Annotated in this window: 19 protein-coding genes; 7 read left to right on the forward strand and 12 right to left on the reverse strand. The window is 61.8% G+C overall.

The features are described 5' to 3' along the window. Positions 1-71: 71 nt before the first annotated feature. A complete protein-coding gene (locus tag ACY65G_RS18990) occupies positions 72-2840 on the forward strand; it encodes a TonB-dependent receptor (protein ID WP_464998860.1) in 2769 nt (922 codons plus the stop codon). A gap of 106 nt (positions 2841-2946) precedes the next feature. Continuing rightward, entirely contained in the window at positions 2947-3909 is a 963-nt protein-coding gene (locus ACY65G_RS18995) for a S66 peptidase family protein (RefSeq protein ID WP_464998861.1), read from the forward strand. Positions 3910-3917: 8 nt separating this feature from the next. On the opposite strand, the gene ACY65G_RS19000 is transcribed toward ACY65G_RS18995, so the two are convergent. Beyond that, on the reverse strand, positions 3918-4178 hold the full coding sequence (locus tag ACY65G_RS19000) for a hypothetical protein (protein ID WP_464998862.1): 261 nt from the start codon (positions 4176-4178) through the stop codon (positions 3918-3920). Between the two features lie 175 nt (positions 4179-4353). Here ACY65G_RS19000 and ACY65G_RS19005 point away from each other — a divergent pair, with 175 nt between their 5' ends. Next, positions 4354-5268, forward strand: coding sequence for a YihY/virulence factor BrkB family protein (locus ACY65G_RS19005; RefSeq protein ID WP_464998863.1), 915 nt, complete (start codon positions 4354-4356; stop codon positions 5266-5268). A gap of 48 nt (positions 5269-5316) precedes the next feature. Here the strand turns inward: ACY65G_RS19005 and ACY65G_RS19010 are convergent, their stop codons facing one another. The 4 genes from ACY65G_RS19010 to ACY65G_RS19025 all read right to left on the reverse strand — a co-directional run bounded on the left by ACY65G_RS19010 (position 5317) and on the right by ACY65G_RS19025 (position 8265). Next, entirely contained in the window at positions 5317-5856 is a 540-nt protein-coding gene (locus ACY65G_RS19010; protein WP_464998864.1) for a hypothetical protein, read from the reverse strand. A 3-nt stretch (positions 5857-5859) separates the two neighbouring features. Then, positions 5860-6249, reverse strand: coding sequence for a hypothetical protein (locus ACY65G_RS19015; RefSeq protein ID WP_464998865.1), 390 nt, complete (start codon positions 6247-6249; stop codon positions 5860-5862). Between the two features lie 167 nt (positions 6250-6416). After that, entirely contained in the window at positions 6417-6818 is a 402-nt protein-coding gene (locus ACY65G_RS19020) for a VOC family protein (RefSeq protein ID WP_464998866.1), read from the reverse strand. A 142-nt stretch (positions 6819-6960) separates the two neighbouring features. Continuing rightward, positions 6961-8265, reverse strand: coding sequence for an ATP-binding protein (locus ACY65G_RS19025; protein WP_464998867.1), 1305 nt, complete (start codon positions 8263-8265; stop codon positions 6961-6963). 357 nt (positions 8266-8622) lie between these two features. Between ACY65G_RS19025 and ACY65G_RS19030 the strand changes: the two genes are divergently transcribed. Together ACY65G_RS19030 and ACY65G_RS19035 are read left to right on the forward strand one after the other, a co-directional pair. After that, a complete protein-coding gene (locus ACY65G_RS19030) occupies positions 8623-9480 on the forward strand; it encodes a MipA/OmpV family protein (RefSeq protein WP_464998868.1) in 858 nt (285 codons plus the stop codon). Then, positions 9480-10232 carry a hypothetical protein gene (locus ACY65G_RS19035; RefSeq protein WP_464998869.1) on the forward strand — a complete coding sequence of 251 codons (753 nt, stop codon included), beginning with the start codon at positions 9480-9482 and terminating at the stop codon, positions 10230-10232. The genes ACY65G_RS19030 and ACY65G_RS19035 overlap by 1 nt, the downstream gene beginning before the upstream one ends. A gap of 125 nt (positions 10233-10357) precedes the next feature. Here ACY65G_RS19035 and ACY65G_RS19040 read toward each other — a convergent pair whose 3' ends face one another. Continuing rightward, positions 10358-12223, reverse strand: a complete 1866-nt coding sequence (locus ACY65G_RS19040) for a methanol/ethanol family PQQ-dependent dehydrogenase (protein ID WP_464998870.1) — start codon at positions 12221-12223, stop codon at positions 10358-10360. Positions 12224-12535: 312 nt separating this feature from the next. On the opposite strand from ACY65G_RS19040, the gene ACY65G_RS19045 reads away from it, so the two are divergent. Both ACY65G_RS19045 and ACY65G_RS19050 read left to right on the forward strand, forming a co-directional pair. Next, complete coding sequence (locus tag ACY65G_RS19045; protein WP_464998871.1) at positions 12536-14617, forward strand: sigma-54-dependent Fis family transcriptional regulator; 2082 nt, start codon at positions 12536-12538, stop codon at positions 14615-14617. Positions 14618-14685: 68 nt separating this feature from the next. Further along, the gene (locus ACY65G_RS19050; protein ID WP_464998872.1) at positions 14686-15633 is read left to right on the forward strand and encodes a beta-propeller fold lactonase family protein; all 948 of its coding nucleotides are present in this window, start codon (positions 14686-14688) and stop codon (positions 15631-15633) included. Positions 15634-16120: 487 nt separating this feature from the next. Here ACY65G_RS19050 and ACY65G_RS19055 read toward each other — a convergent pair whose 3' ends face one another. The 6 genes from ACY65G_RS19055 to ACY65G_RS19080 all read right to left on the reverse strand — a co-directional run bounded on the left by ACY65G_RS19055 (position 16121) and on the right by ACY65G_RS19080 (position 21347). Next, complete coding sequence (locus ACY65G_RS19055; protein WP_464998873.1) at positions 16121-16600, reverse strand: hypothetical protein; 480 nt, start codon at positions 16598-16600, stop codon at positions 16121-16123. A 164-nt stretch (positions 16601-16764) separates the two neighbouring features. Beyond that, a complete protein-coding gene (locus ACY65G_RS19060) occupies positions 16765-18258 on the reverse strand; it encodes a reverse transcriptase domain-containing protein (protein ID WP_464998874.1) in 1494 nt (497 codons plus the stop codon). Between the two features lie 347 nt (positions 18259-18605). Further along, positions 18606-19571, reverse strand: a complete 966-nt coding sequence (locus ACY65G_RS19065; RefSeq protein ID WP_464998875.1) for an ATP-grasp domain-containing protein — start codon at positions 19569-19571, stop codon at positions 18606-18608. 46 nt (positions 19572-19617) lie between these two features. Further along, complete coding sequence (locus ACY65G_RS19070) at positions 19618-20541, reverse strand: quinoprotein dehydrogenase-associated putative ABC transporter substrate-binding protein (protein ID WP_464998876.1); 924 nt, start codon at positions 20539-20541, stop codon at positions 19618-19620. Then, positions 20538-20906 (reverse strand): c-type cytochrome, encoded by a 369-nt coding sequence (locus tag ACY65G_RS19075; protein ID WP_464998877.1) that lies wholly within the window; start codon positions 20904-20906, stop codon positions 20538-20540. The genes ACY65G_RS19070 and ACY65G_RS19075 overlap by 4 nt, the downstream gene beginning before the upstream one ends. 84 nt (positions 20907-20990) lie before the next feature. Next, entirely contained in the window at positions 20991-21347 is a 357-nt protein-coding gene (locus ACY65G_RS19080; RefSeq protein WP_464998878.1) for a hypothetical protein, read from the reverse strand. Positions 21348-21351 lie beyond the last annotated feature (4 nt).

Consider the following 21351-nt stretch of genomic DNA (forward strand, 5'->3'; position numbering starts at 1 on the left):
ACAGGACGTTGCCACGACAACGCCGCCCGCCAGGCCAGCCGGCGAACACCATTGAACATCGGGAGAAGGTCGTGAAGGTTAAAAAACTGGCGCACATGATTGCGCTGATGGGTGTCGTGGGTCCGGCCATCGCGCAGCAGGTGGCGCAGCCGATGCAGCGCGTGGAAATCACCGGTTCGAGCATCAAGCGCGTGGCGAAGGAAGGCGCGCTGCCGGTGCAGACGATCACGCTGGACACGATCGAAAAGGCCGGCGTGACGAACGCCGAACAATTGCTGCGGCTCGTGTCGGCGAACGGCACGGGTGCCGACAACATGACTTCGGGGAACAACGTGTTCGGGGCGGACGCCGACCGTACGTCCGGCGGCGCCTCGTTCGCCTCGCTGCGCGGCCTGGGACCGAACGCCACGCTGGTGCTGCTCAATGGCCGCCGCATGGGCAACAACGGCGGCAGCGGCAAGGCCGTCGACCTGAACTCGATTCCGCTGGCGGCGATCGCGCGCGTGGAAATCCTCAAGGATGGCGCCTCGGCGATCTACGGCACCGATGCGATCGGCGGCGTGGTCAACTTCATCCTGAAAACGGATTACCGCGGCCTGGAAGCGTCCACCACGCTGAACGGCACCGAGGCGGGCGGCGGCATGGAACGCCGCTACTCCCTGCTGGGTGGCGTGGGCGACCTGGAATCGGATGGCTGGAACGTGATGGCCAGCGTGACGCGCGACGTGAACGACCAGCTGTCGTCAAGCCAGCGCGACTTCGCCAACGGCTACCAGCCATGGCGCGGCCTGTCGCCGGATACCACCGGCACGCCGTACGCCAACCTGCTGACCGGTGCGGGCAGCGCGCTGGGCACCGGCTTCCGTATGCCGGGCGACGCCACCACCTACCTGCAAGCCAACCTCCTGAGCCTGCAGGGCAATTGCGACTCCGTGCCCGGCATGTCGCAATATGCGAGCGAGCTGTGGACCAACGTCACGCCCATCACGCGCACGAAGTTTTCCTGCGCCTATGACTACGGCGGCGACTACGTGATGACCTTCCCGGTCGAGCGCACGACCGGCGTGTCGCGCGGCACGTTCAAGCTCAACGCGGATCACCGCGTGTTCGTGGAGCTGCTCGGCTCGCGCACGGAAACCACGGCGCAACTGACGCCGCTGCAGATCTCCACCACGCTGGCCGCCGGCAATGCTTACCCCGTGGGCGGTCCGCATTACCAGAACCTGTCGTCGTATATCCCGAGCTTCGATGCGACGAAACCGATTCTCTACAAGTGGCGCGCCACGCCGGTCGGCAACCGCACGCAGGATGTGACGCTGGATAACTACCGCGCACTGGTGGCGCTGGAAGGCACGCTGGGCGGCAAGTACGACTACAAGCTGGGCCTGTCGAAGTCTGGCAGCAAGGCGCAGGTCGACCTCGTCGACGGCTATGCGTGGACGGACAAGCTGTATGCCGCGCTGGGCACCGGCATCATCAACCCCTGGGTGGGCGCCGGCCAGTCGCAGACGCAGCAGGCGATGGACCTGATCGAATCGACCAAGTTCCGTGGCCGCCTGCAGCATGGCCGCACCACGATGACGCAGCTCGATGGCGCCATTTCCGGCGAAGTGTTCGACCTGCCGGCGGGCGCCGTGTCGATGGCGGCCGGCTTCGATCTGCGCAAGGAAACCTATTCGTTCGCCCAGGTCGTGGATGCCACGAAGATCCTGCTGGCACCGGGCAACGCGAACCTGGACCAGGCCACGCGCTACATCCGCGCCGTGTATGCCGAGGCGCTCGTGCCGGTGATAAAAGACCTGGAAGTGCAGCTGGCGATTCGCAAGGACAACTACAGCCTGATCGGCGCCACCACGAACCCGAAAGTGGCGTTCCGCTACCAGCCGACCGAGCGGCTGCTGTTCCGCGGTTCGGCCAGCAAGGGCTTCCTGGCACCGAGCTTCACGCAGCTTTATGCCGGCCGGCTGTCGCAGGAGCTGCCGAACGGCGTGATCGACCAGGAAGGCTGCGCGCGCAATCCGGGCAACCCCGACTTCTGCGCGATTCCCCGCCTCGACTACAACACGGGCGGCAATCCGGGTCTGCGGCCGGAAACGTCCAAGCAGGGCACGCTGGGCATCGTGGCGGAACCGTTCAGGAATTTCTCGATGTCGCTGGACTGGTGGGCGATCAACATCAAGGACCGCATCCTGAACCGCACACCGCAGGTCGTGCTGCAGAACTGGCAGTACCTGCAGCAGTACATCGTGCGCGACCAGGCCACGGGCACGATCGACCACGTGGAGGCGGGCTGGATCAACGCCGCCGGGCTGAAGACGCGCGGCGTGGACGTGGGGCTTCGCTACGATGGCAATACCGGGGCCAACTTCGGCGGCTACAAGTACGCGGCGGTGCTGGACGGCACCTACATGGACAGCTTCAAGTTCGCCGAATTCGAGGGCCAGGAGTACAAGGAGCAGGTCAGCCAGTTCAACACGCGCGACGTGTACCTGCGCTGGAAGCACAGCGCCAGCGTGACCGTCTCGAAAGGCAACTGGAGCGCGCTGCTGCTGCAACGCTATGCCAGCGGCTACAACGACCAGGTACCGAACGGTGGCAAGAGCGGCTTCCCGGCCGGCTTCGATCCGCGCGTGCACCACTACACGAAATACGACGTGTCGGCCACGTACACCGGGTTCAAGAACACGACGCTCACGGTGGGTATCCAGAACCTGTTCGACGAAGAGCCGCCGTTCACCGCGCACAACGTGGATGAAGTGGTGGGCGCCGGCTGGGATCCGCGCGTGGCCGATCCGCGCGGCCGCGCGCTGTCGTTCAACCTGAAGTACAAGTTCTTCTGACCGGGTGGTCGACCGGCGCGGCTTCGGCCGCATGATGCTGACTGCCTCGGTGGCCGCCGCTTTCCCCGTGGCGGCGGCCACGCGTTCGTCTTCGCCAAAGAGAATCATGCAACTCATCAAGCCACCGCGGCTGCTGCCCGGCGATACCATCGGCCTGGTCACGCCCGCGGGGCAAGTGTCGCGCGCGGCGATCGACAAGGCCATCGCCAACACGGAAGCGCTCGGCTTCAAGGTAAAGCTGGGCCGCTACCTGGACGAAGTCAACGGCAACTATGCCGGCCCGTGGCAACACCGCGTGGAGGACCTGCACGCCATGTTCGGCGATCCCGACGTAAAGGCGATCTGGGCGATCCGGGGTGGCTCCGGCGCCATGCAACTGCTGCCGCACCTGGATTACGGCCTGATGCGGCGGCATCCGAAGATCCTCGTCGGGTACTCCGACATCACGGCGCTGCACCTGGCTATCCACCGCCAAGCGGGGCTCGTCACGTTCCACGGGCCGGTCGGCATGTCGACCTTGTCCGATTATTCGACGGAGCACCTGCTGAACGTGCTGATGCGGCCGGAAGACGACTATGTGATCCCCATGGCGCTGGAAAATAGCCGCAAGGCTTACGAGGCGCCGGACAACGCGCACTATGCGCTGCGCACCGTCGTTCCCGGCACCGGCACGGGGCGGCTGATGGGCGGTAACCTGGCGCTCGTCAGCGCGCTTGCCGGCACGCCGTATGCGGCCGACATTCGCGACGCGCTGCTGTTCCTCGAGGAGGTCAACGAGGAACCGTACCGCGTGGACCGGATGATGATGCAGCTGAACCTGAACCAGCCCTTGCGCACCGCCGCGGGCATCATGCTGGGCATTTTCGAAGGCTGCGGACCGGCCGATGACGGGCCGTCGCTGACACTCGATGAAACCACCGACCAGCACCTGCGGCCATTGACGATCCCGGCCGTGACGGGGTGGTCGTTCGGGCACATCCGCCACCAGTTCACGTTGCCGATGGGGATCCGGGCACGGCTCGATACGGAACGGCAGACGCTGACATTGCTGGAGCCGGCGGTGCGGTAAGCCGGCGACTAGACCATCGCGGGCGCGGCTTCAAAGGCGGCCACGTTGACGGGTGAACGCCATCTGCGCTGCCAGTCCCGCGTCAGCACGCGCACTGCGATCTCGACCGCTATGCTTTTCTCGTGCAGGTAGTGTGCCGCGGCGACTGTACCCAGCATTTCCTGCATGACCAGGGCGACCTCGACCTGCTCGGCACAAAGCCGGTTCGCCCTTGACTGCTCGGTATCGTCACCGATCGAATCGATGGCTCTTCGGGTAGGAATATTCATGGTAGGGGCGCGACCGCGCACAGGGATTTGACACGATACTAGCGTCTCGATGTGCGCTTGGATACCGGCACGCAACCCGCCTGCTCGTGGGAATTAACGTACACGCTGGCAGGTAATTGGCGCAGACCACTCAGCGGGGCGGCGTATCGGCAACAGCCTCGTTAGAATCGGCATCATGCCTATCCTCAACCGCCAGGCCGTCGCCATCGTGCTCGGCCATCCCCTGCGATTCACGTTGCGCTGCCTGAAGGGTTTTCGCACGAACCAGGGCCTGTTGCTTGCCGGTGCGGTGGCCTACTATTCGCTGCTGTCGATCGTGCCGTTGCTGATGCTGGTGGTGGTGGCGCTGTCCCACGTGATCGACCCCGCCGACCTGCTGGAAACGATCGGGCACTACCTGGAATGGCTCGTGCCGGGCCAGTCCGGCGCGATCGTGGCCGAAGTGGCGCATTTCCTCGAACACCGCGACCTGGTCGGCTGGCTCCTCCTGCTGACCATGCTCTTTTTCAGCTCGCTCGCCTTCACCGTGCTGGAAAACGCGATGAAGGTGATTTTCATCCACCGCGTGGCATCGCGGCGGCGGCATTACCTCACGTCCGCCATCCTGCCGTATTGCTACATCCTGTGCCTGGGCGTCGGCGCGCTGGTCGTCACCCTGGTGGCAGGCAGCCTGCAGGTGATCGGCGCCGAAAACGTGCGGCTGTTCGGCGTCGATTGGTCGCTGCAGGGCCTGTCCGGCGCGCTGCTGTACCTGCTGGGGCTGGCCGGCGAAGTGCTGCTGCTGTCATCGATCTACATGGTGATGCCGGTGGGCCGCATGAGCTGGCAGCATGCGCTGATCGGCGGCGTGACGGCCACCGTGCTGTGGGAAATCGCGCGGCATGTGCTGGTGTGGTATTTCTCCACGCTGTCGCAGGTGAACGTGGTGTACGGCTCGATGACGACGGCGATCGTGGTGATGTTCAGCCTGGAGATCGGCGCCACTTTGCTGCTGTTTGGCGCGCAGGTGATTGCCGAGTACGAGAAGGTGGTGCACGGCGCGCCGGATGTGGTGACGCAGTTGACGGCGCCTACTCAAGAAGCAAGCTGAGCGTGGGCGCGAGGTCACTGCAGCCATTGCACCGTTCGGATAGCGAAGTTACATGACGCCCCACCACATTTGCCCGGTTCCAGGCTCTGGTTCGAGCTGGTTCGGCACTGATTTTACTGTCTCGAACAAAGCGTTTACTTCCGCTGGCTTTTTTTCGCGCATCGTGGAATATCCCGCAGTATCGAAAATCGCCTGTTTGAAGGCGCCGAGCTGTGTGACGTCCCAACAAGCAAATGACCAGGTTCCAGCAGGAAGTACGTGTTTGACGACGTCCATGTCCCATTTATAGCAAATGCGCAGCCGAAGTCTATGAACTGGCGAAGGCCCCATCATGGCGTCGGATGGAAGCCGGAGAAGTCTGACCAGGCCAATCTCCAGACGAGTTCCACGCCCGTGGTCCGTTATGTCCTCGTAGCACGCGATCCCGTCTCCATCCTCAGCAAGTACATTGGAGAACCTGCTGGTGGTCCAGAACTCTGCCATGATGTCGAACGCAATCGGCAAATTCAGGGACGAAAGCTTGAGCGACTTGGCGCGGAGAAAAGATCGAAACTCTTTCTCGACTTGGGAAGCATCTTTTAGAAGCATGGCCTATTTGCACAAGCTCGCTTGGCTGGTGGACGAATAGGCAAACTCTTCAAATGGCAAGGCAATTGGGGAAAGCAGGTACGAAATACCGTCCTCCTCCTGTTTAACGTGCCAAATCGCCACGCCGACCGGGGCTATGCCAAGTGATAGCGGAAACGCAAATGGAGGGATCCAAAGCAGTTCCACAACCCCATCACCGTGCCAGCCCTGATCAAGGAACAGCCGCTTGGCCTCAGCAACGTACGGTGCTGCCGCTTCTTCCGTGCCCAAGACCGTAACCGGTGAAAGTGCAAACTGACGATTGTCGATGTACTCGTACCCGTAGGCAAAGAAGCTCCTCATCTTTTCCGGACTGTAGTCGACAATTTGGTCTAATGAAATTGTGTAACCCATGCTTATGATTGAAGTTAACTATAGGACTGGCCAACGGTAAAAGGTCTCCGTTGAACCTTGAAGGATCGCTTGTGGTGAATTTCGGCCATTCACCCGGCATAGCAGCTGCTGAAGAAAAAAATCACGGACTGTCACGACTGGCCGATATCGACCCAAATCAGGCCTTGTCACGTCCCGCGATTAATCTTCCAGGGTACGCCAAACCTGTCGATCACAATGGCATAGCGGGAAGACCAGAAAGTCTGCTGCGGCGCCAGGATCACCTGCCCATTGGTCTGTAGCGCACTGAAATAAGAATCGACCTTTTCTTCCGAATCGACACCGAGCAAAACATAGAAGCCCGTTGGCCTTTTGTAGTTATGTGCTTCGACATCGGCACCGGCCAGCTCGACCCCATCGATACAGATATTTGCATGAACAATGTGACGTCCCCGAAGTGTCGTCGATGCCGGGATCGGTGAATCTGCGATCCTGAGCATCGTACCAATCCGCCCTCCGAGGCACGCTGCATAGAAGTTGAATGCCTCTTCGCATTCGCCGTTGTAGTCAATGTGAAATGACAAGCTCATCGTCTATGTGCTTTCATTGTGGTCCTGCCGTGATTGGGACATTCGTCAGCGGAGGTCTGCTTCTGGCCCGAAGCCGAACGATCGGAAATGGCCCCTATACTGATGCTGTCAATCCTGGCATACGAGACTCCAACCAGCCCGCCTAAGCCGGCGGCAAATTGATCGTAAACCGCGCCCCGCCCAGCGGCGACGTTTCGATCCTCAGCGACCCGCCATGCAGCGACACGGCCTTGCCGGCGATGGACAGGCCCAGCCCGAACCCGCCCGTGTTGCGGTCGCGCGAACGGTCGAGCCGGTAGAACGGTTCGAACACCTTTTCCCGTTCTTCTTCCGGAATGCCGGGGCCGTCGTCGTCGACGGTGATCGTTACGGCGCCCAGCTTGCGCAGCGCGGAGAGTGCCACCTTGCCGTTCGCGTATTTCTGGGCATTGCGCAGCAGGTTGCCGGTGGCCCGCATCAGCAGGCGACAGTCGCCGTAGTAAGTGCCCATGCCGTCGGGTACGGACACATCGAGCGAGACGATGGCGGGCGGCAGCGAGTTCGCGCAGCTGCGCAGCGCTTCGGTCAGGTCGAAGGTTTCGTAGCGCAGCGGCTGGTCGCTGTCGAGCCGGGCCATGCCCAGCAGTTCGTTGACGAGCGATTTCAATTCCGTCAGGTCGCCCTGCATGCTGCCGATGCGCTTTTGCAGCAGCACGTCCTCGGCCGTGTCGTGCAGCAGTTCGAATGCGAATTCCAGCCGCGCGATCGGCGTGCGGATCTCGTGCGATACCGAATGCAGCAGGCCGCGCTGCGAGTCCAGCAGCGTTTCGATGCGGCCCGCCATGTGGTTGATCCGTTCCGCCAGCGGGTAGGTGCTGTCGCCCGGTTTCATTTCCGCGCGCGCCTTCAGGTGGCCGGCGCCGAACTCGTCCGCCACGTTCATCAGCTGCTGCAAGCCGCGCCAGTGCGACCGCGACCAGAACCCGATCGGCACCAGCAGCGCCAGCGCCACGATCAGGTAGCGCACCGCTTCCATCTGCAGCGCGACCTTGATGTCGATGGGCAGGTTTTGCGCGTGGATCGCTTCCTCGTCGCTGCCGATGTACCGGTCGCCGGCGAGGTCGACACGGCGGTACAGCGACCGGTCGGCCAGGTCGATCACCACTTCGCCCCGGTCGAATGCCGCGCGATCGGCGGTGGAGAGGTGCTCGCGCACCGCAGCGAGCGGCACCAGGTCGAAGCGCACTTCGGACACTTCGCGTACCTTGTTCAGGCGGTCGAGCCAGCCATCGGCCGGGGCCTGGTCCACGTATTGCTCGAGGAGGAAAATCTGCGCCGCCGCCTGGTTGCGGGCGATGTTTTCCAGCGGGTCGCCGAACAGCCGGTCGATGGTGAAATACACGATGAACGCCGCTACGCTGATCGACAGCATCACCAGGATGAAGAAGCGTAAGAACAGGCGGTTCATGTTGCAATTGTATAAGAATCAATGCATTGAAAACCCGAGCCGACAAATTTATGACAAAAAGCCGACATGTGCATGCGGACACACCGTGCCGCGCTGGATAGGATGACAAGACTTGTTTTCCAGGAGCTAGCGATGCGCCCAGATCCAATGACAGTCCACGCTGCTTCCGCCAAGCACCATGTTTTGTCGAGGTAATGTCACCACACACTGTTACTTGACGGTGTTCAACGTTGCGTCGCAACACATATAAAATGGGAGGCATTGCTCTTTCAGAATGCACACATGGTCAAGTTTTTCGTACTTGCTCTCGCAGGTGTCTGCGGTGCGGCCCATGCGCAGACACCTGCCCTCAACCCCATGCCTGACGGTAGCCGCGACATGTACGTGGGCCTCGGCGCCCAATACGCCCCGCGCTACGAGGGAGCGAGAGACCGCCGTACGACCGCCATGCCGATGCTGCAGACGCAGTGGAGCAACGGAGTGTTCATATCGGGGATGAGCATGGGCATGCATCTGTCGGATTCGCCTGCCGTCGAGTACGGCCCGCTGGCCGCGCTGGCGCCGGGGCGCGATGCATCCGGCACAAGGATGTTCCGGCTGGGCGGTGTCGGCGACAATGCCGGCAATCCGGGCGGCCCTTCCACCTGGCTGCCGCCGCCGTCCAGCACGGAGGAAGGCGTGAAGGAAGACATGGCGGCGGCGGACGAGGGCGGCGACGGCATCACGGCCGACAACACCGTCAACCTGCTGGACGGGGTGCATACGCTGAAACGCCGCGTGCTGTACGGCGGTTTTGCTAATTTTTACCTGACGCCGCGACTGCGGCTGACGACCAATGCGCTGTATGGTGCCGGCAACGACCGCAACGGCTTGCGCATGCACGTGGCCTTGCAGCACCTGCAGCAGGATATCGCGCCGCACCACACACTGGCGCTGTCTGCCGGCGTCACGTTCGTCAACCGCGCCTACAACATGGCGTATTTCGGCGTCACGCAGGAAGAAGCCGATCGTTACGGCATCAATCCCGAATACCACCCGGATGGCGGCATCGAGGATGCGCGGCTCGGGGCGCGCTGGAACTGGGCACTGTCGCCCACCTGGATGGCGACGACGGGCCTGCAGGCCAGCCGCCTGGTGGGCGACGCCAGGAAGAGCCCGCTTGTCGTGCGGCCGACCAATGTCTCGGTATCGACGGCGCTGGTCTACCGGTTCTGATGATGAACCTGACCCGATTCCTTGCCGCGCGTGCCCCGTTGCTGGCCGCCCTGTGCCTCGGCGCGGGCGCCTGCGCGGCGCAGGTCCAGGAGCAGGCACAGGAAAAAGCACAGGACAAAGCACAGGACAAGGAAGCGGGCTGGGTCAGCTACCGCGATGCCTACCGGGCGATGGTGACGTTCGCAAAATATGGCAAGGCCAAGAACTTCCTGCAGAACCATTACCAGGTGGCGCCGAAGGATGGCAGCCAGCCCGTGGATGGCCTGCGCCTGACGCTGTCCGGCCGCACCACGCAGCTGAACCTGCCCCTGGATGCCACCGGCCGCACCACATTCCCGCTATTGAAGGCGGCCTACGACGAAAACGCGATGCTGGTGCTGAACCGCAAGATCAGCCAGTACACGTTCGGGCCGCGCATCTCGATCATCGCGCGGGTGAATGGCGTGTATGAAAGTGCCGACCTGCGCGCCGCCTGTGACCAGGCGCTGCAATACATGCGCCATGCCGATGCCAGCTACGCCAACCGCCACTGCGCCGGCATACGCTTTGCGTTCCTGCCGAAGAGCGATGCGGCCGTGCGTGTGCGCGATCCGCTGCGCGAATCCACGTTGCCGGTCGGGCAGGGCGCCGCGTTCGATGGCGATGCGAACACGAACTTCAGGGTCATGGTGTACCGGTTTGCCGAGTGGCCGGAGAAGGTGCAGGTAATCAGCCAGAATGCACCGGTGGCGATCGCACCGGTGATCGAGTGAGGCGGGCAGGGCGGCTTCGAAAGCCCATGGCGTCCTTGCGGCGCCATGCGCTGCCGAAGCACCGCATGGCGCCGCACCTCGCGCACCCGTGACGGGAGGTGCGGCGGCTACCAGGCCAGGGGCGATTACCGGTCCTGCGCCACTGTCCTCTCGCCGGCGGGCACCACGGCGTCCGGCAGCGCGAACACGGTCAGCACGCCACCGAGCTCGGTGTATTTCGCCAGGTCCTTGTAGCCGCCGGCGGCGCCGAGTCCATCCGTGCTCTTCGTCAGGCCGGCTGCAAGCCCGATGCCGGCCCAGCCGCCGATGCCGGACAGGACGCCCACGTACTGCTTGCCCTTGTATTCCCACGTGTTGATGTTGCCGATGATGCCGGACGGCGTCTTGAATTTCCAGAGCTCCTTGCCGTTGTGGTCGACGGCCTTCAGGTAGCCTTCCAGCGTGCCGTAGAACACCACGTCGCCGGCGGTGGACAGCGCGCCGCTCCAGACGGAGAATTTCTCCGGCTTCGACCAGACGATCTTGCCGGTACCGGCATCCCAGGCGATGAAGTTGCCCAGGCCGCCATGGCTGTTCGGCGCCGGGTACATTTCCAGTGTCGCGCCCACGTATGGCTGGCCCGCCACGTACTCCACCTTGAACGGCTCGTAATCCATGCACACGTGGTTGGTCGGCACGTAGAACAGCCCGGTCTTGCGCGAATAGGTGGCGGGCTGCTGGTCCTTCGAGCCCAGCGCCGCGGGGCACACGCCCTTCGAATTGACTTCCTCGCCGTTCTGGTCGGTGCTGTACTTGGCCACCACCTGCGGCCGGCCCGTCTTCATGTCGATGTGCGTGGCCCAGTTGACGGTCGGGTCGAATTTCTCGGCAATCAGCAGCTCGCCGCTGACGCGGTCCATCGTGTAGCCGAAGCCATTGCGGTCCAGGTGCACGAGCGCCTTGCGCATCTTGCCCTTCACCTTCAGGTCGGCCAGGATCATTTCATTGACACCGTCGTAATCCCATTCGTCGTGCGGCGTCATCTGGAATGCCCATTTCGCCATGCCCGTATCGAGGTCGCGCGCGAAAATCGTCATCGACCATTTGTTGTCGCCCGGGCGCTGGCGCGGATTCCACGTGCTGGGGTTGCCGGTGCCGTAGTACACCGTGTTCAGTTCCGGATCGTAGCTGTACCAGCCCCACGTGGTGCCGCCGCCCAGCTTCCACTGGTCGCCCTTCCAGCTCTTCAACGACGAATCCTTGCCGACGGGCGCCATCTTGCCGTTGGTCCAGGTCATCGTCTTCGCCGGGTCGATCAGCATGTCCTTGTCCGGCCCGGTGCTGTGGGCCTGCCACACCAGCTTGCCCGTATTCATGTCGTAGGCGGTGAGGCGGCCGCGCACGCCGAATTCGCCGCCGCTCACGCCGGTCAGCACCTTGTCCTTGAAGATGTGCGGCGTGTTGGTCGTCGTTTCACCCTTTTTCGGGTCGCCTGTCTTGACCTTCCAGATTTCCTGGCCCGTCTTCGCATCGAGCGCGACCAGGGTCGTGTCGGCCTGCTGCAGGAAGATCTTGCCGTTCGCATACGCGACACCGCGGTTGACGACGTCGCAGCACATCACGGGAATCACGGCCGGGTCCTGCTTCGGCTCGTATTTCCACTTGATGCTCTGGTCTTCCAGCGCGATCGCGAAGACCTTGTTCGGGAACGGGCTGTGCACGTACATCATGTCGCCGATGACCAGCGGTCCGCCCTCGTGTCCGCGCAGCACGCCGGTGGAAAAGGTCCATGCCACGGTCAGCTGGCCGGCGTTGCCGGCGTTGATCTGTTTCAGCTCGCTGTAGCGCTGGTTGGCCATGTCGCCGGCCTGCATCGCCCAGTTCTTCGGGTCCTTCGTCAGTTTCTCGACATCCGAGTCGGCCATGGCGAAGGCGGGCAGGATGGCCAGCGCGAGGCATGGCCACCAGCGGCCGGGCCGCGTGGCACGGGTGACACGGTTCAGCAGGAACATGGGGGTCTCCTTGGTTTTATGGCCCGGCACGGTGGTGGACGAGCACTAGCCTAGGGATACGCGCATGGAACGTGCCAGCGGCAGGCAGGGCGCGGACCGCACGAAATGTTCAAAATCAGACCAGCCGGGGTGCGCCACTGTGCCGCATCCGTGGCAACGATGCGGTGCAGGTGTCGCATGGCTGTCCACTTTTTTGTAATTTCCATATTTATTCTGGTACGGCAGCGTACTATCCTGAACAACAGCGCAACACGTTGAGAACAGCCGCGGCAGGATGCCGATGCCGGCACCGCCAGCGGCGAAGGAGACAGCATGTCCGATGGTGCCCTGGCCCATGTCCGGCGGGTGCGTTCGATCGTCCAGGGCCGCGACGGCTCGGATTCGACCGGCCCGTGCAATGCGATTACGCGTTCGTGGATCCGTTGCCTGCACGATTACCAGCTCGACCCCGGCCGGCGCGAAGAGCCGGAGGTGGTGGACGCGGCCGAACTCGAAGAGCGGCGTGAGCGGCTGGCGGGCGTGCAGGCCGTCGCCAAGGTCGAGATGGCCAACCTGTACCAGCAGCTGGCAGGCTCGGGCTACGCGATCGTGCTGACCGACGCCGCTGGCGTGCTGCTCAATTATTTCGGCGACCCCGGCTTTACCCACGCGGCATCCCGGTCGGGCCTGATGCCCGGCGCGGTGTGGAGCGAACGGGCGCAGGGCACCAACGGCATGGGCACCTGCCTGGTCGAGCGCCGCCCCGTCACCGTGCACCAGGACGAGCATTACCTGGTCCGCCACATTGGCCTCAGCTGTGCCGGCGCTCCCATCTTCGACCATGAAGGCGAAATCGTCGCGGCGCTCGATGCGTCCGGCGAGTCGCGGCTGGCGCAGCAGCACACGCTGGCGCTCGTCACGATGTCCGTGCAGATGATCGAGAACCGCGTCTTCCTCGACCGCTTCCGGCACGACTACATCCTGCGCTTCCATAACCGGCCCGAATTCATCGGCACGCTGAGCGAGGGAGCGATCGCGCTGGACCCCGCGGGCAAGGTGCTGGCCGCTACCCGCTGCGCGCTGTTCCAGCTGGGCTTTACGGCGCCGGCGGACATCGTCGGCCGCGACATCACGGAACTGTTCAACAGCTCCTTCCCCGGCCTGGTGGACAGCACGGTGCGCAAGGCCTTCCACGCGGTGCCGATCTTCGGCCTGCGCAATGGCGCCCGGTTCTACAGCGTGATGCTGCCGCCGGTGCGCGTAACATCGCCCGCCGGACGGCAAGCGGCCGTGCCGGCGACGCAAGTGCCTTCGCCGCTGGAGCGCGTGCATTTCGGCGACGCGGCCATGGCCGCCAACGTGCGCATCGCCACCCGCGTGTGCGAGCGCAACGTGGCGATCATGCTGGTCGGTGAAACCGGCACGGGCAAGGAAGTCTTCGCCCAGGCGCTGCACCGGTCCGGCCCGCGCGCCGCCAAGCCGTTCGTGGCGATCAACTGCGCGGCCATTCCGGAAACACTGATCGAGAGCGAACTGTTCGGGTACCGGGCCGGCGCCTTCACGGGTGCCAGCAAGGAAGGCCAGCAGGGCAAGCTGTACCAGGCCAATGGCGGCACGCTGTTCCTCGACGAGATCGGCGACATGCCCTATCCCTTGCAGGCCCGCCTGCTGCGGGTGCTCGAAGAGCGCACCATCGTGCCGCTGGGCGGCGGTGCCCCGTTGCCCCTGGATATCCAGGTCACCAGCGCCACGCACTGCGACCTGCAGCAGATGATTGCCGACGGCAGGTTCCGCGAAGACCTGTTCTACCGCCTGCAGGGGATCACGCTGCGGCTGCCGCCGCTGCGCGAACGCACCGACGTGCGCGCCCTAATCAGCCTGATCGTTACCGAGGAAAGCGATGACGGCGCGCCGCTGTCGCTCGACGAAACGCTGCTGGCCGCGCTGGAACGGCAGCGCTGGCCGGGCAACCTGCGCCAGTTGCGGCACCTGCTGCGGGCGATGATCGCGCTGCGCGAATCGGATCACCTGACGGTGCACGACCTGCCGCCGGAGTACCGCATGGGTATTGTCGCGCCGATAATCCCCCTGCGAGACAGCGAAGAGACCGCGCCGGACACGTCCGATCCCGGCCTGCATGGCGCTGGTCCGCTGGCCGCCAGCCTGCCGCTGGAGGATTCGCTTGCCGCCGAAGCACATGCCCCTGATTCGCTTGCTCCCGAGCCGGATGCCTTGATTCTGCACGCCTTGAATCCGCTGGAGCATGCCGAACGCGATGCCTTGCTGCGCGAGCTGCAGCGGCACGGCTGGAACATCTCCACGGTGGCGCGACAGCTGCACATCAGCCGCAACACGCTGTATCGCAAGGTGCAGCGGCTGCATATCCATCATCCCGGCAAGGCCGTGCCGTGCTGACCGGACGACCGCGGTGCCGGGCGCTATCGGCACCGCCACATTCGCCATTTGCCTTGAAAGGAACGCCCATGCCGCCGCTTCGCCGCCTCCTGGTTCCCGCCGCCCTGCTAGCCTGTGTCCCCGCCCTGTTCGCCGCGCCATTCGCCTATGTGCCGAATGAAGGTTCCGGCACGATCTCCGTGATCGATACGGCCACCGACGAGGTCGTGGCGGAAATACCCGGCGGCAGCAAGCCGCGGGGTCTTGCGGTAAGCCGCGATGCCCGCTGGCTCTACGTCAGCGACCAGCCGAAAAACCGGCTGCAGATCGTCAGCCTGGAGCGCCGCGCGCCGGAAGGCACCGTGGACCTGGGCGAATCGCCCGAGGGCGTGGCACTGTCGCCGGATGGCCGCTGGGTCGTGGCCGCCGTCGAGGAAAAGCACGAGATCGTCGTCACCGACACCCGCACGAACAAGCGCGCGTTCGTCATTCCCGTACAGGGCCGCAATCCCGAACACGCCGTGTTCAGCCCGGACGGCAAACAGCTGTTCGTCAGTGCCGAGAACGGCGACGCGGTCGACATCATCGACATGGCGGCGCGCAAGCAGGTGGCCCAGGTCGCCGTGGGTGCCCGGCCGCGCGGCATCGGCTTCCTGCCGGACGGCAGCCGCGCCTATGTGGCCGCGGAGAACGCCAGCGAGGTGTACGTGATCGACGCCGTCACCCATGCCATCGTCGCCCGCATCCCGGCGGGCCTGCGCGCCAACGGGGTGGCCGTGCACCCGGACGGCAGCCGGGTCTACGTGTCCAACGGCGGTGCCGCCAGCGTGTCCGTCATCGACACGAAGACCAACCGGGTGGTGGCCACCGTCGGCGTCGGCCAACGGCCGTGGAACATGGCGCTGACGCCCGATGGCGCCAAGCTCTACGTGGCGAATGGGCGCTCGGGGAGCGTGTCGGTGATCGATACGGCGCGTAATGAGAAGCTGCGTGATATTGCGGTGGGCAAGCTGCCGTGGGGGGTGGTGGTGCGGTGAGGACGGCGGGGCCTAGCTTCACGTGAATTGGAGAGTCTGTGAGTCTGTGCAGACCGACGCGCTTGGCTGCTATCGCCCGTCAGTAAACGCTCAGCTATCTGTGATGCGACCGGGTAAGGACGACCTCCCGGGCCTTAAGCTCGATGAGCTCGCCAGACTGCAGTTAGATTCGGTACTGCCTGCTGCCGCTCAGGGAAACGAATCGATCGACGTCGAAGGCCCCAAGCCTGCTTGCGTGGCAGAGCCCGGTGCGAAACCGTCGAGAACTTCAACACGCAGGGACCCCAAGGTTTCATACCGTAACTCAACCGTGCGTGTTCCGTTTCCTAGCTGATGTGCACGGCGAGCAGCGCCGCGTCATGTAAATCGATATTGATGGTTATCAGTTCCGACTCAGATGATCTAGCAGGTTTTCGTCGTTGTTCGGCTAGGAGCGGGATGTCACAACCGGTAGATTTGCCCCAAAGCGGAAATATAGATTCATGAGTTAACCTCGTGGCCCGCATTCATTGACATAATTTTTTAACTCTTTTACTTGGTCAGACATCCTTACAGCTAGTGCTGCTATCCCAGCAGAACGTATCGCACCTATGGAAGTGTTAATCGTACTCAATGAATCATCCACTTCTATTTTAAGGTTGCCTATATGGTAAGTGAAAGATTCTCTTAGCAAGTCGCGATCTGTCGGATTCACCATGCGCTGATGCAGACGCCAAACATGTTGAGAAGCAGAAATCTCACGGCGTAGCATTTTTGAAATTCTTCCCAATTCGGAAACGGTATCAACGTCTACTGGGCTAGTCAGCGAGGCCTGAATCATTGCTGTAGCTGAACTAGATAAGTCCCTTGAAAATTGGAATAAACGCGCATCTGTTATGCTTTCGGGGTCGCACTTCGCTTTTGCATTTACCGATAAAGCACTGAGAAATACTGCTATGGCACAGATTTTATATTTAGAATCGATCATCTTATGTCACGTCGAAGTGCGAAATTTTTTGCAAGTTTTTGAAGTGATGTATGCCAATTGTTGCTTGTTCTACAAAAACTTCCTACTATGCGGAACTTGCACTAGACCTATGCAATAGCCTGCAATCTAATGCTGAGTCTTAAATAGATAATAGCTATTGTTTTTCAGTAATCATAGTACAACGATTTCGGATTCATTACGCGTTCAATACCATAATCATTTAACCCTTTTTTCAATGCCTTGAAAATAAGTGTAAAGCTCGGTATCTCCATAAGCGGTTTTCCATCTACCAGCTTTTTTCGACAGGCTACTACAAGTCTTTCGCGTGGAACGGAGAATGGAAAGTTTTCGCGCACATCAAATTTGTGAGATAAGAGTAACTCACTCCGCTTTTTGAGTGCTCTATGAACAACCGAAAGCAACCAGCCGTCTAGTTCTCGTAATTGCTTCTCGTCGTTTAATAATGGATAAAAGCTCATTGCTCCTTTAAATAATATTACCTGTTTCCGACCTTGAAGATATTCGATAATTTCCTTATGGAGCAATCCCCCGTAAAGATATCGCCTTATCTGTAACATTGCGCTCAACAATGCAGGATCACGATTATTGTTTGGGATAATTAAAGCTTTTAAAGGCGACGATTCCAAGGGCTTAATTAAGTTTTTGTATAGTAAATAGGAAATCTGCTTCTTTATACGCTGGACCGACTTCTTTTTTATAGAAACTTTGTCTGGACTAATCGAGTAGCCAAGGAAATTAAAATTTGACTTAGATGCCATTTCTGCGCGATTTCCATCCTTCGCCAAGAGGCTAATGCCATCAGACTTTCTGGAATTTATTTCAATGCCAGCTTGCACAGAAAATGTGTTTATTATCTCTAGGGCTTGGCAAATCGACGCATAATCCGGGCTCCAAATCACCGTATCATCGGCATAGCGCGCGAACTTTAACCCGGCTTTCTCAAGCTTATTATCTAAACTCCAGCACACTAAGTTCGCTAGAAATAGTGAAATTGAAGTGCCTTGCGGAATTCCGCGAGGCCGCTTTGATAGAAAAGCTTTAATTACCGAAATTTCTTCTTCACTTATAAAAAACCCGTTTCGTGAGAATTGCTCAAAAAGTGATTCGTGCTCTATTGATCCAAAAAAGTCAGTGAAATCGAACTCTGCTATAAAAGTACGAGCATCTTGCGTTATGTCAACCGATATGTCTTGTATGGCGAAGTGGACGTTTCTATCGTTTCGATAAGCATACGAAAACGAGCTAAATCGATGTTTATTTTTTGCCAATAATCGCGTGTAGAAAAGCTGTGATACTGCCGCATCAGGTATTTGATAAACCGTTAAAGTGCGTTTCCCACCACCAGCCTTGTTGATCTCTTTTAAATGAGGATCATTCGGAACATATGACTGATCTTTTATTTTTTTACTTATGGATCTAGCAATGCTTTTTGCTTTTCGGCGGACGTAAAATGGATTGAATTTCGGGTCCAGATCCCAATACTCTGGGGCCATGACTATTTTTTTTGGAGGATCTACTAGCCTCTTTTGCAAACGGTCATGTTCGCGGTGAAGACTATTGTGGTAAGTGTGGTGTCGCTCGATTAACTTTTCCGCTTCTTCGCGAATATATTTCTCGACCTGTTTTTCTAGATTCATTATGTCTCCAAAATGACAAAAAGCCCAAGGCTGGGCCTTGGGCTTTCCACGGAATCAACCTAGTAAAAGTAAGTTTTCAGGTTGACGCAGAGTTGACTCTGCATCCCCAATGCCACGGCACGTAACCGTGTATGAGAGTGACTCCGTTCCTCCCCTAGGGATGGTAATTACATGATGATGTATAAAAGACTGTAGGTCAACTTGTAAAACATAATTTTTATCGCGCTTTTTCTTCGGTTCAAATGTCCACTTCCAGCTGAATTGCAGACCTCCAAGAAGCCAAGTCTACGATCCATATAGCCACACCGGCAGTGCTTACCCAAGCACGGCACCGGCAATGGCTCCGCCTAATCCGGCGCAAACGCCGGCACGTCCACAATGCAGGCCGGCATGCGGCCGGGCAGCGCCAAAGGCATCCCCGTCTGCAGCAGCGCCAGCACCGCCCCGGCCGGGTTGATACCGGTCGAGGCATGCAGGCCGGCATAGGAAATCGTCAGCCGCGGGTTCACGTCCAGTACCAGCAGCCCGCTATCGGCCAGGATGAAGTCGACACCCGCATAGCCCCACAGGCCCGGCAGCGCGGCGGCGACGGCCAGCCCGAGCGCTTCGAGCTGGGGCGCCATGCCGGCCAGGCCGTTGACGGTGACGCCGAGGAAGCGGAAGTGGTTGTCGTGCACGGCCATGCGCTGCTCGTTGCAGCCCAGCACGCTGGCCATGCCGTCGCGGCACAGCAGCGAGAGGCTGCCCACGCGGCCGGCGACGAATGGCTGCAGCACGAGTTCCCGCCCGACGTGCGCGGCGGCCGCCACCTGCGCCGCGCCGCGGTCGTGGAACAGCCGGGTATCGAGGCAGCCGGCGCCGTCGTCGGGCTTCACGACCCAGGCGCCGGGTGCCGCCGGCAGCGTGTCGTCCGGGCCGAACGTGGCCACGGTGGGGATTCCCGCGCCCAGCAGCGCATGGCAGGCCGCCCGCTTGCTGCCGGCGAGCCGCACCGCGGCCGGCGTGCTGCCGAGCAGGATACGCCCGTGCCGCAGCACGTCCCGCGATAACCGTTCCAGCACGCCGCTGGCCACGGGCGCCAGCGGCCAGACGGCATCGGCCGCCAGCACGCAGTCGGTGAAGCACTGGTCGAAGGCGCCGCTGACAGGGTGCCCGGCCACGTCGTCGAGCGTCAGCAGTTCGACACCGGGCAGGCGCCGCAAGTCGGCGCACAGCGCGTGCAGCATCAGCGCGCCGTCGAAGCGCTGCGCCGCCGAAGGCCTCGTAGCGCCTGCCGCGCCGGCGCAGGCATGATCGAATGCGAAGACTTTCAAGGTTGCCACCTGCGGCCTCCGCAATGGCACGTGCCGGCCCTATGGGTCAGCGCGCCGGGTCCGTTTCGATCAGTCGCCCCTGTTCATCCAGCAACGGCACGCCGTACTCGGCCAGGATGGCGCCGATGCGTTCCCGGTTACTGTCGATCAGGCCGTCGATGCGCTGTTGCAGTTCCTTGTCGCCGAAGCGCACCGCCATGGCGATCTCGAAGTCGAAGCGGCTGCCCGGTGGCGATGCGAGCGGCACGGCCACGATGCGGTGCTGCGGCGACCGTCCGGCGAAATAGCCGGCGATCGGTCCCCAAACGAAGGCGATATCGACCTTGCCCTCTTCCAGGTCGTGCTCGACGATCTGGCCGGGGTATTGTTCGGCATCGCCGGATTGCGGCTGGTACGACACGACCTGCCCCATCATGCCGTGCGCCAGCAGCCAGTCCGCCACCGGCGAGCCGCCGAAGACGCCCAGCTTGAGCCGCGCGCGCCGTTCCGGCGGCAGCGCGAGCAGGTCGTCCAGCGTGCGCACGCCATCGAGCCCATTGCCGCCCACATAGGCCATCGCATACGTGGAGCGGTAATAGGGCCGCGTCACGGCGCCCAGGTCGAACCCGGTCGCCACGCCGGTGACCAGGTCGCACTTGAAGCGGTCCGTGCCCGGCTCCTTCGCGCGCAGCGTGTTGCGGATGAAGCCCATGCGTTGCGGGAACCACGTGTAGGCGATGTCCCAGCCGAGCTCCTGCGCGAACAGCGCGGCGATGCGGTTCTCGAAGCCGGCCAGGTCGCGCCGCGAGAACGGCAGGTTGTTCGGGTCCTGGCAGACCCGCAGCACGGGGCGCTCATTAGCCTCTACCTTGGCCTCCACCTTGGCCTGCACTTTGGACAAGGCCTGCCCGGCAGGCTGCGATGCCGCCGGCACCGGCACGGCCAGGCACAGCACGGCAGTGCCGAGCAGCGCCGCGATCCGGGGCGTCATTTGCCGGCCTCCTGCAGCTTGCCGGGTGCGATGGCGCCATCCGAGCGGCCCTTCAGGTAGGCGTACAGGTTGTCGATATTGTCGACCACCTGCTGGCTGCCGTCGAAGTTGGGCATGCCCTTGTCGATCCGGCCTTGCAGCACGGTCTTCTTGAAGTCTTCCTTTGAAAGCCCCTTCAGGCTCGTGGTCAGCGCGGGGCCGACGGCGCCTTCCTGCTGCGCGCCGTGGCACCGCTCGCAGGCTAGCGCGCGCCAGGTGCGCCAGCCGCTCATCGTTCGTGCATCGACCTTGTTGCCGTCCACGACCTGGTAGGGCGTGGCATCGGCCAGCGCCGCCGGCGCGGCCACGCACATGGCCAGCGCCATGCCGTGCACCGCGCAACGGACCCAACGTACATAAGGTACACAAAGGGGAAATGAGAGTTTGCTCACATCGGCTTCCTGTCAAAATTAACCGCGCTGGCGCAGCATGCAGGCCTTGGCCGCATCGGCCTGGATCGTCTTGTACTTCGCGGCCATCGTCTTGACGCTCTGCGGGTCGCGGAATTCGGCGCCGCGCGGCCCTTCCAGCGTCTGGTAGCGCAGCGCGGCGGACATCGTCACATAGTCGTCGTACGACAGTTGCGCGCCGACCCGGTCGATCACGCAGGCGCACTGGTACAGGGTTTCCTGCTTGCCGCCATGGTTGTTCATGCACTCGAGCACGTACTCGACCCGTGCCACGGTGGGAAAGTCATTCGCGGGCGCGGCGGGCGCCCCTCCCGCAAGGGGCGGGAGCAGCAGTGCCGCGGCAAGAATCGGCTTCATGCGC

The sequence above is a fragment of the Pseudoduganella sp. jia 12 genome, from assembly GCF_055502675.1.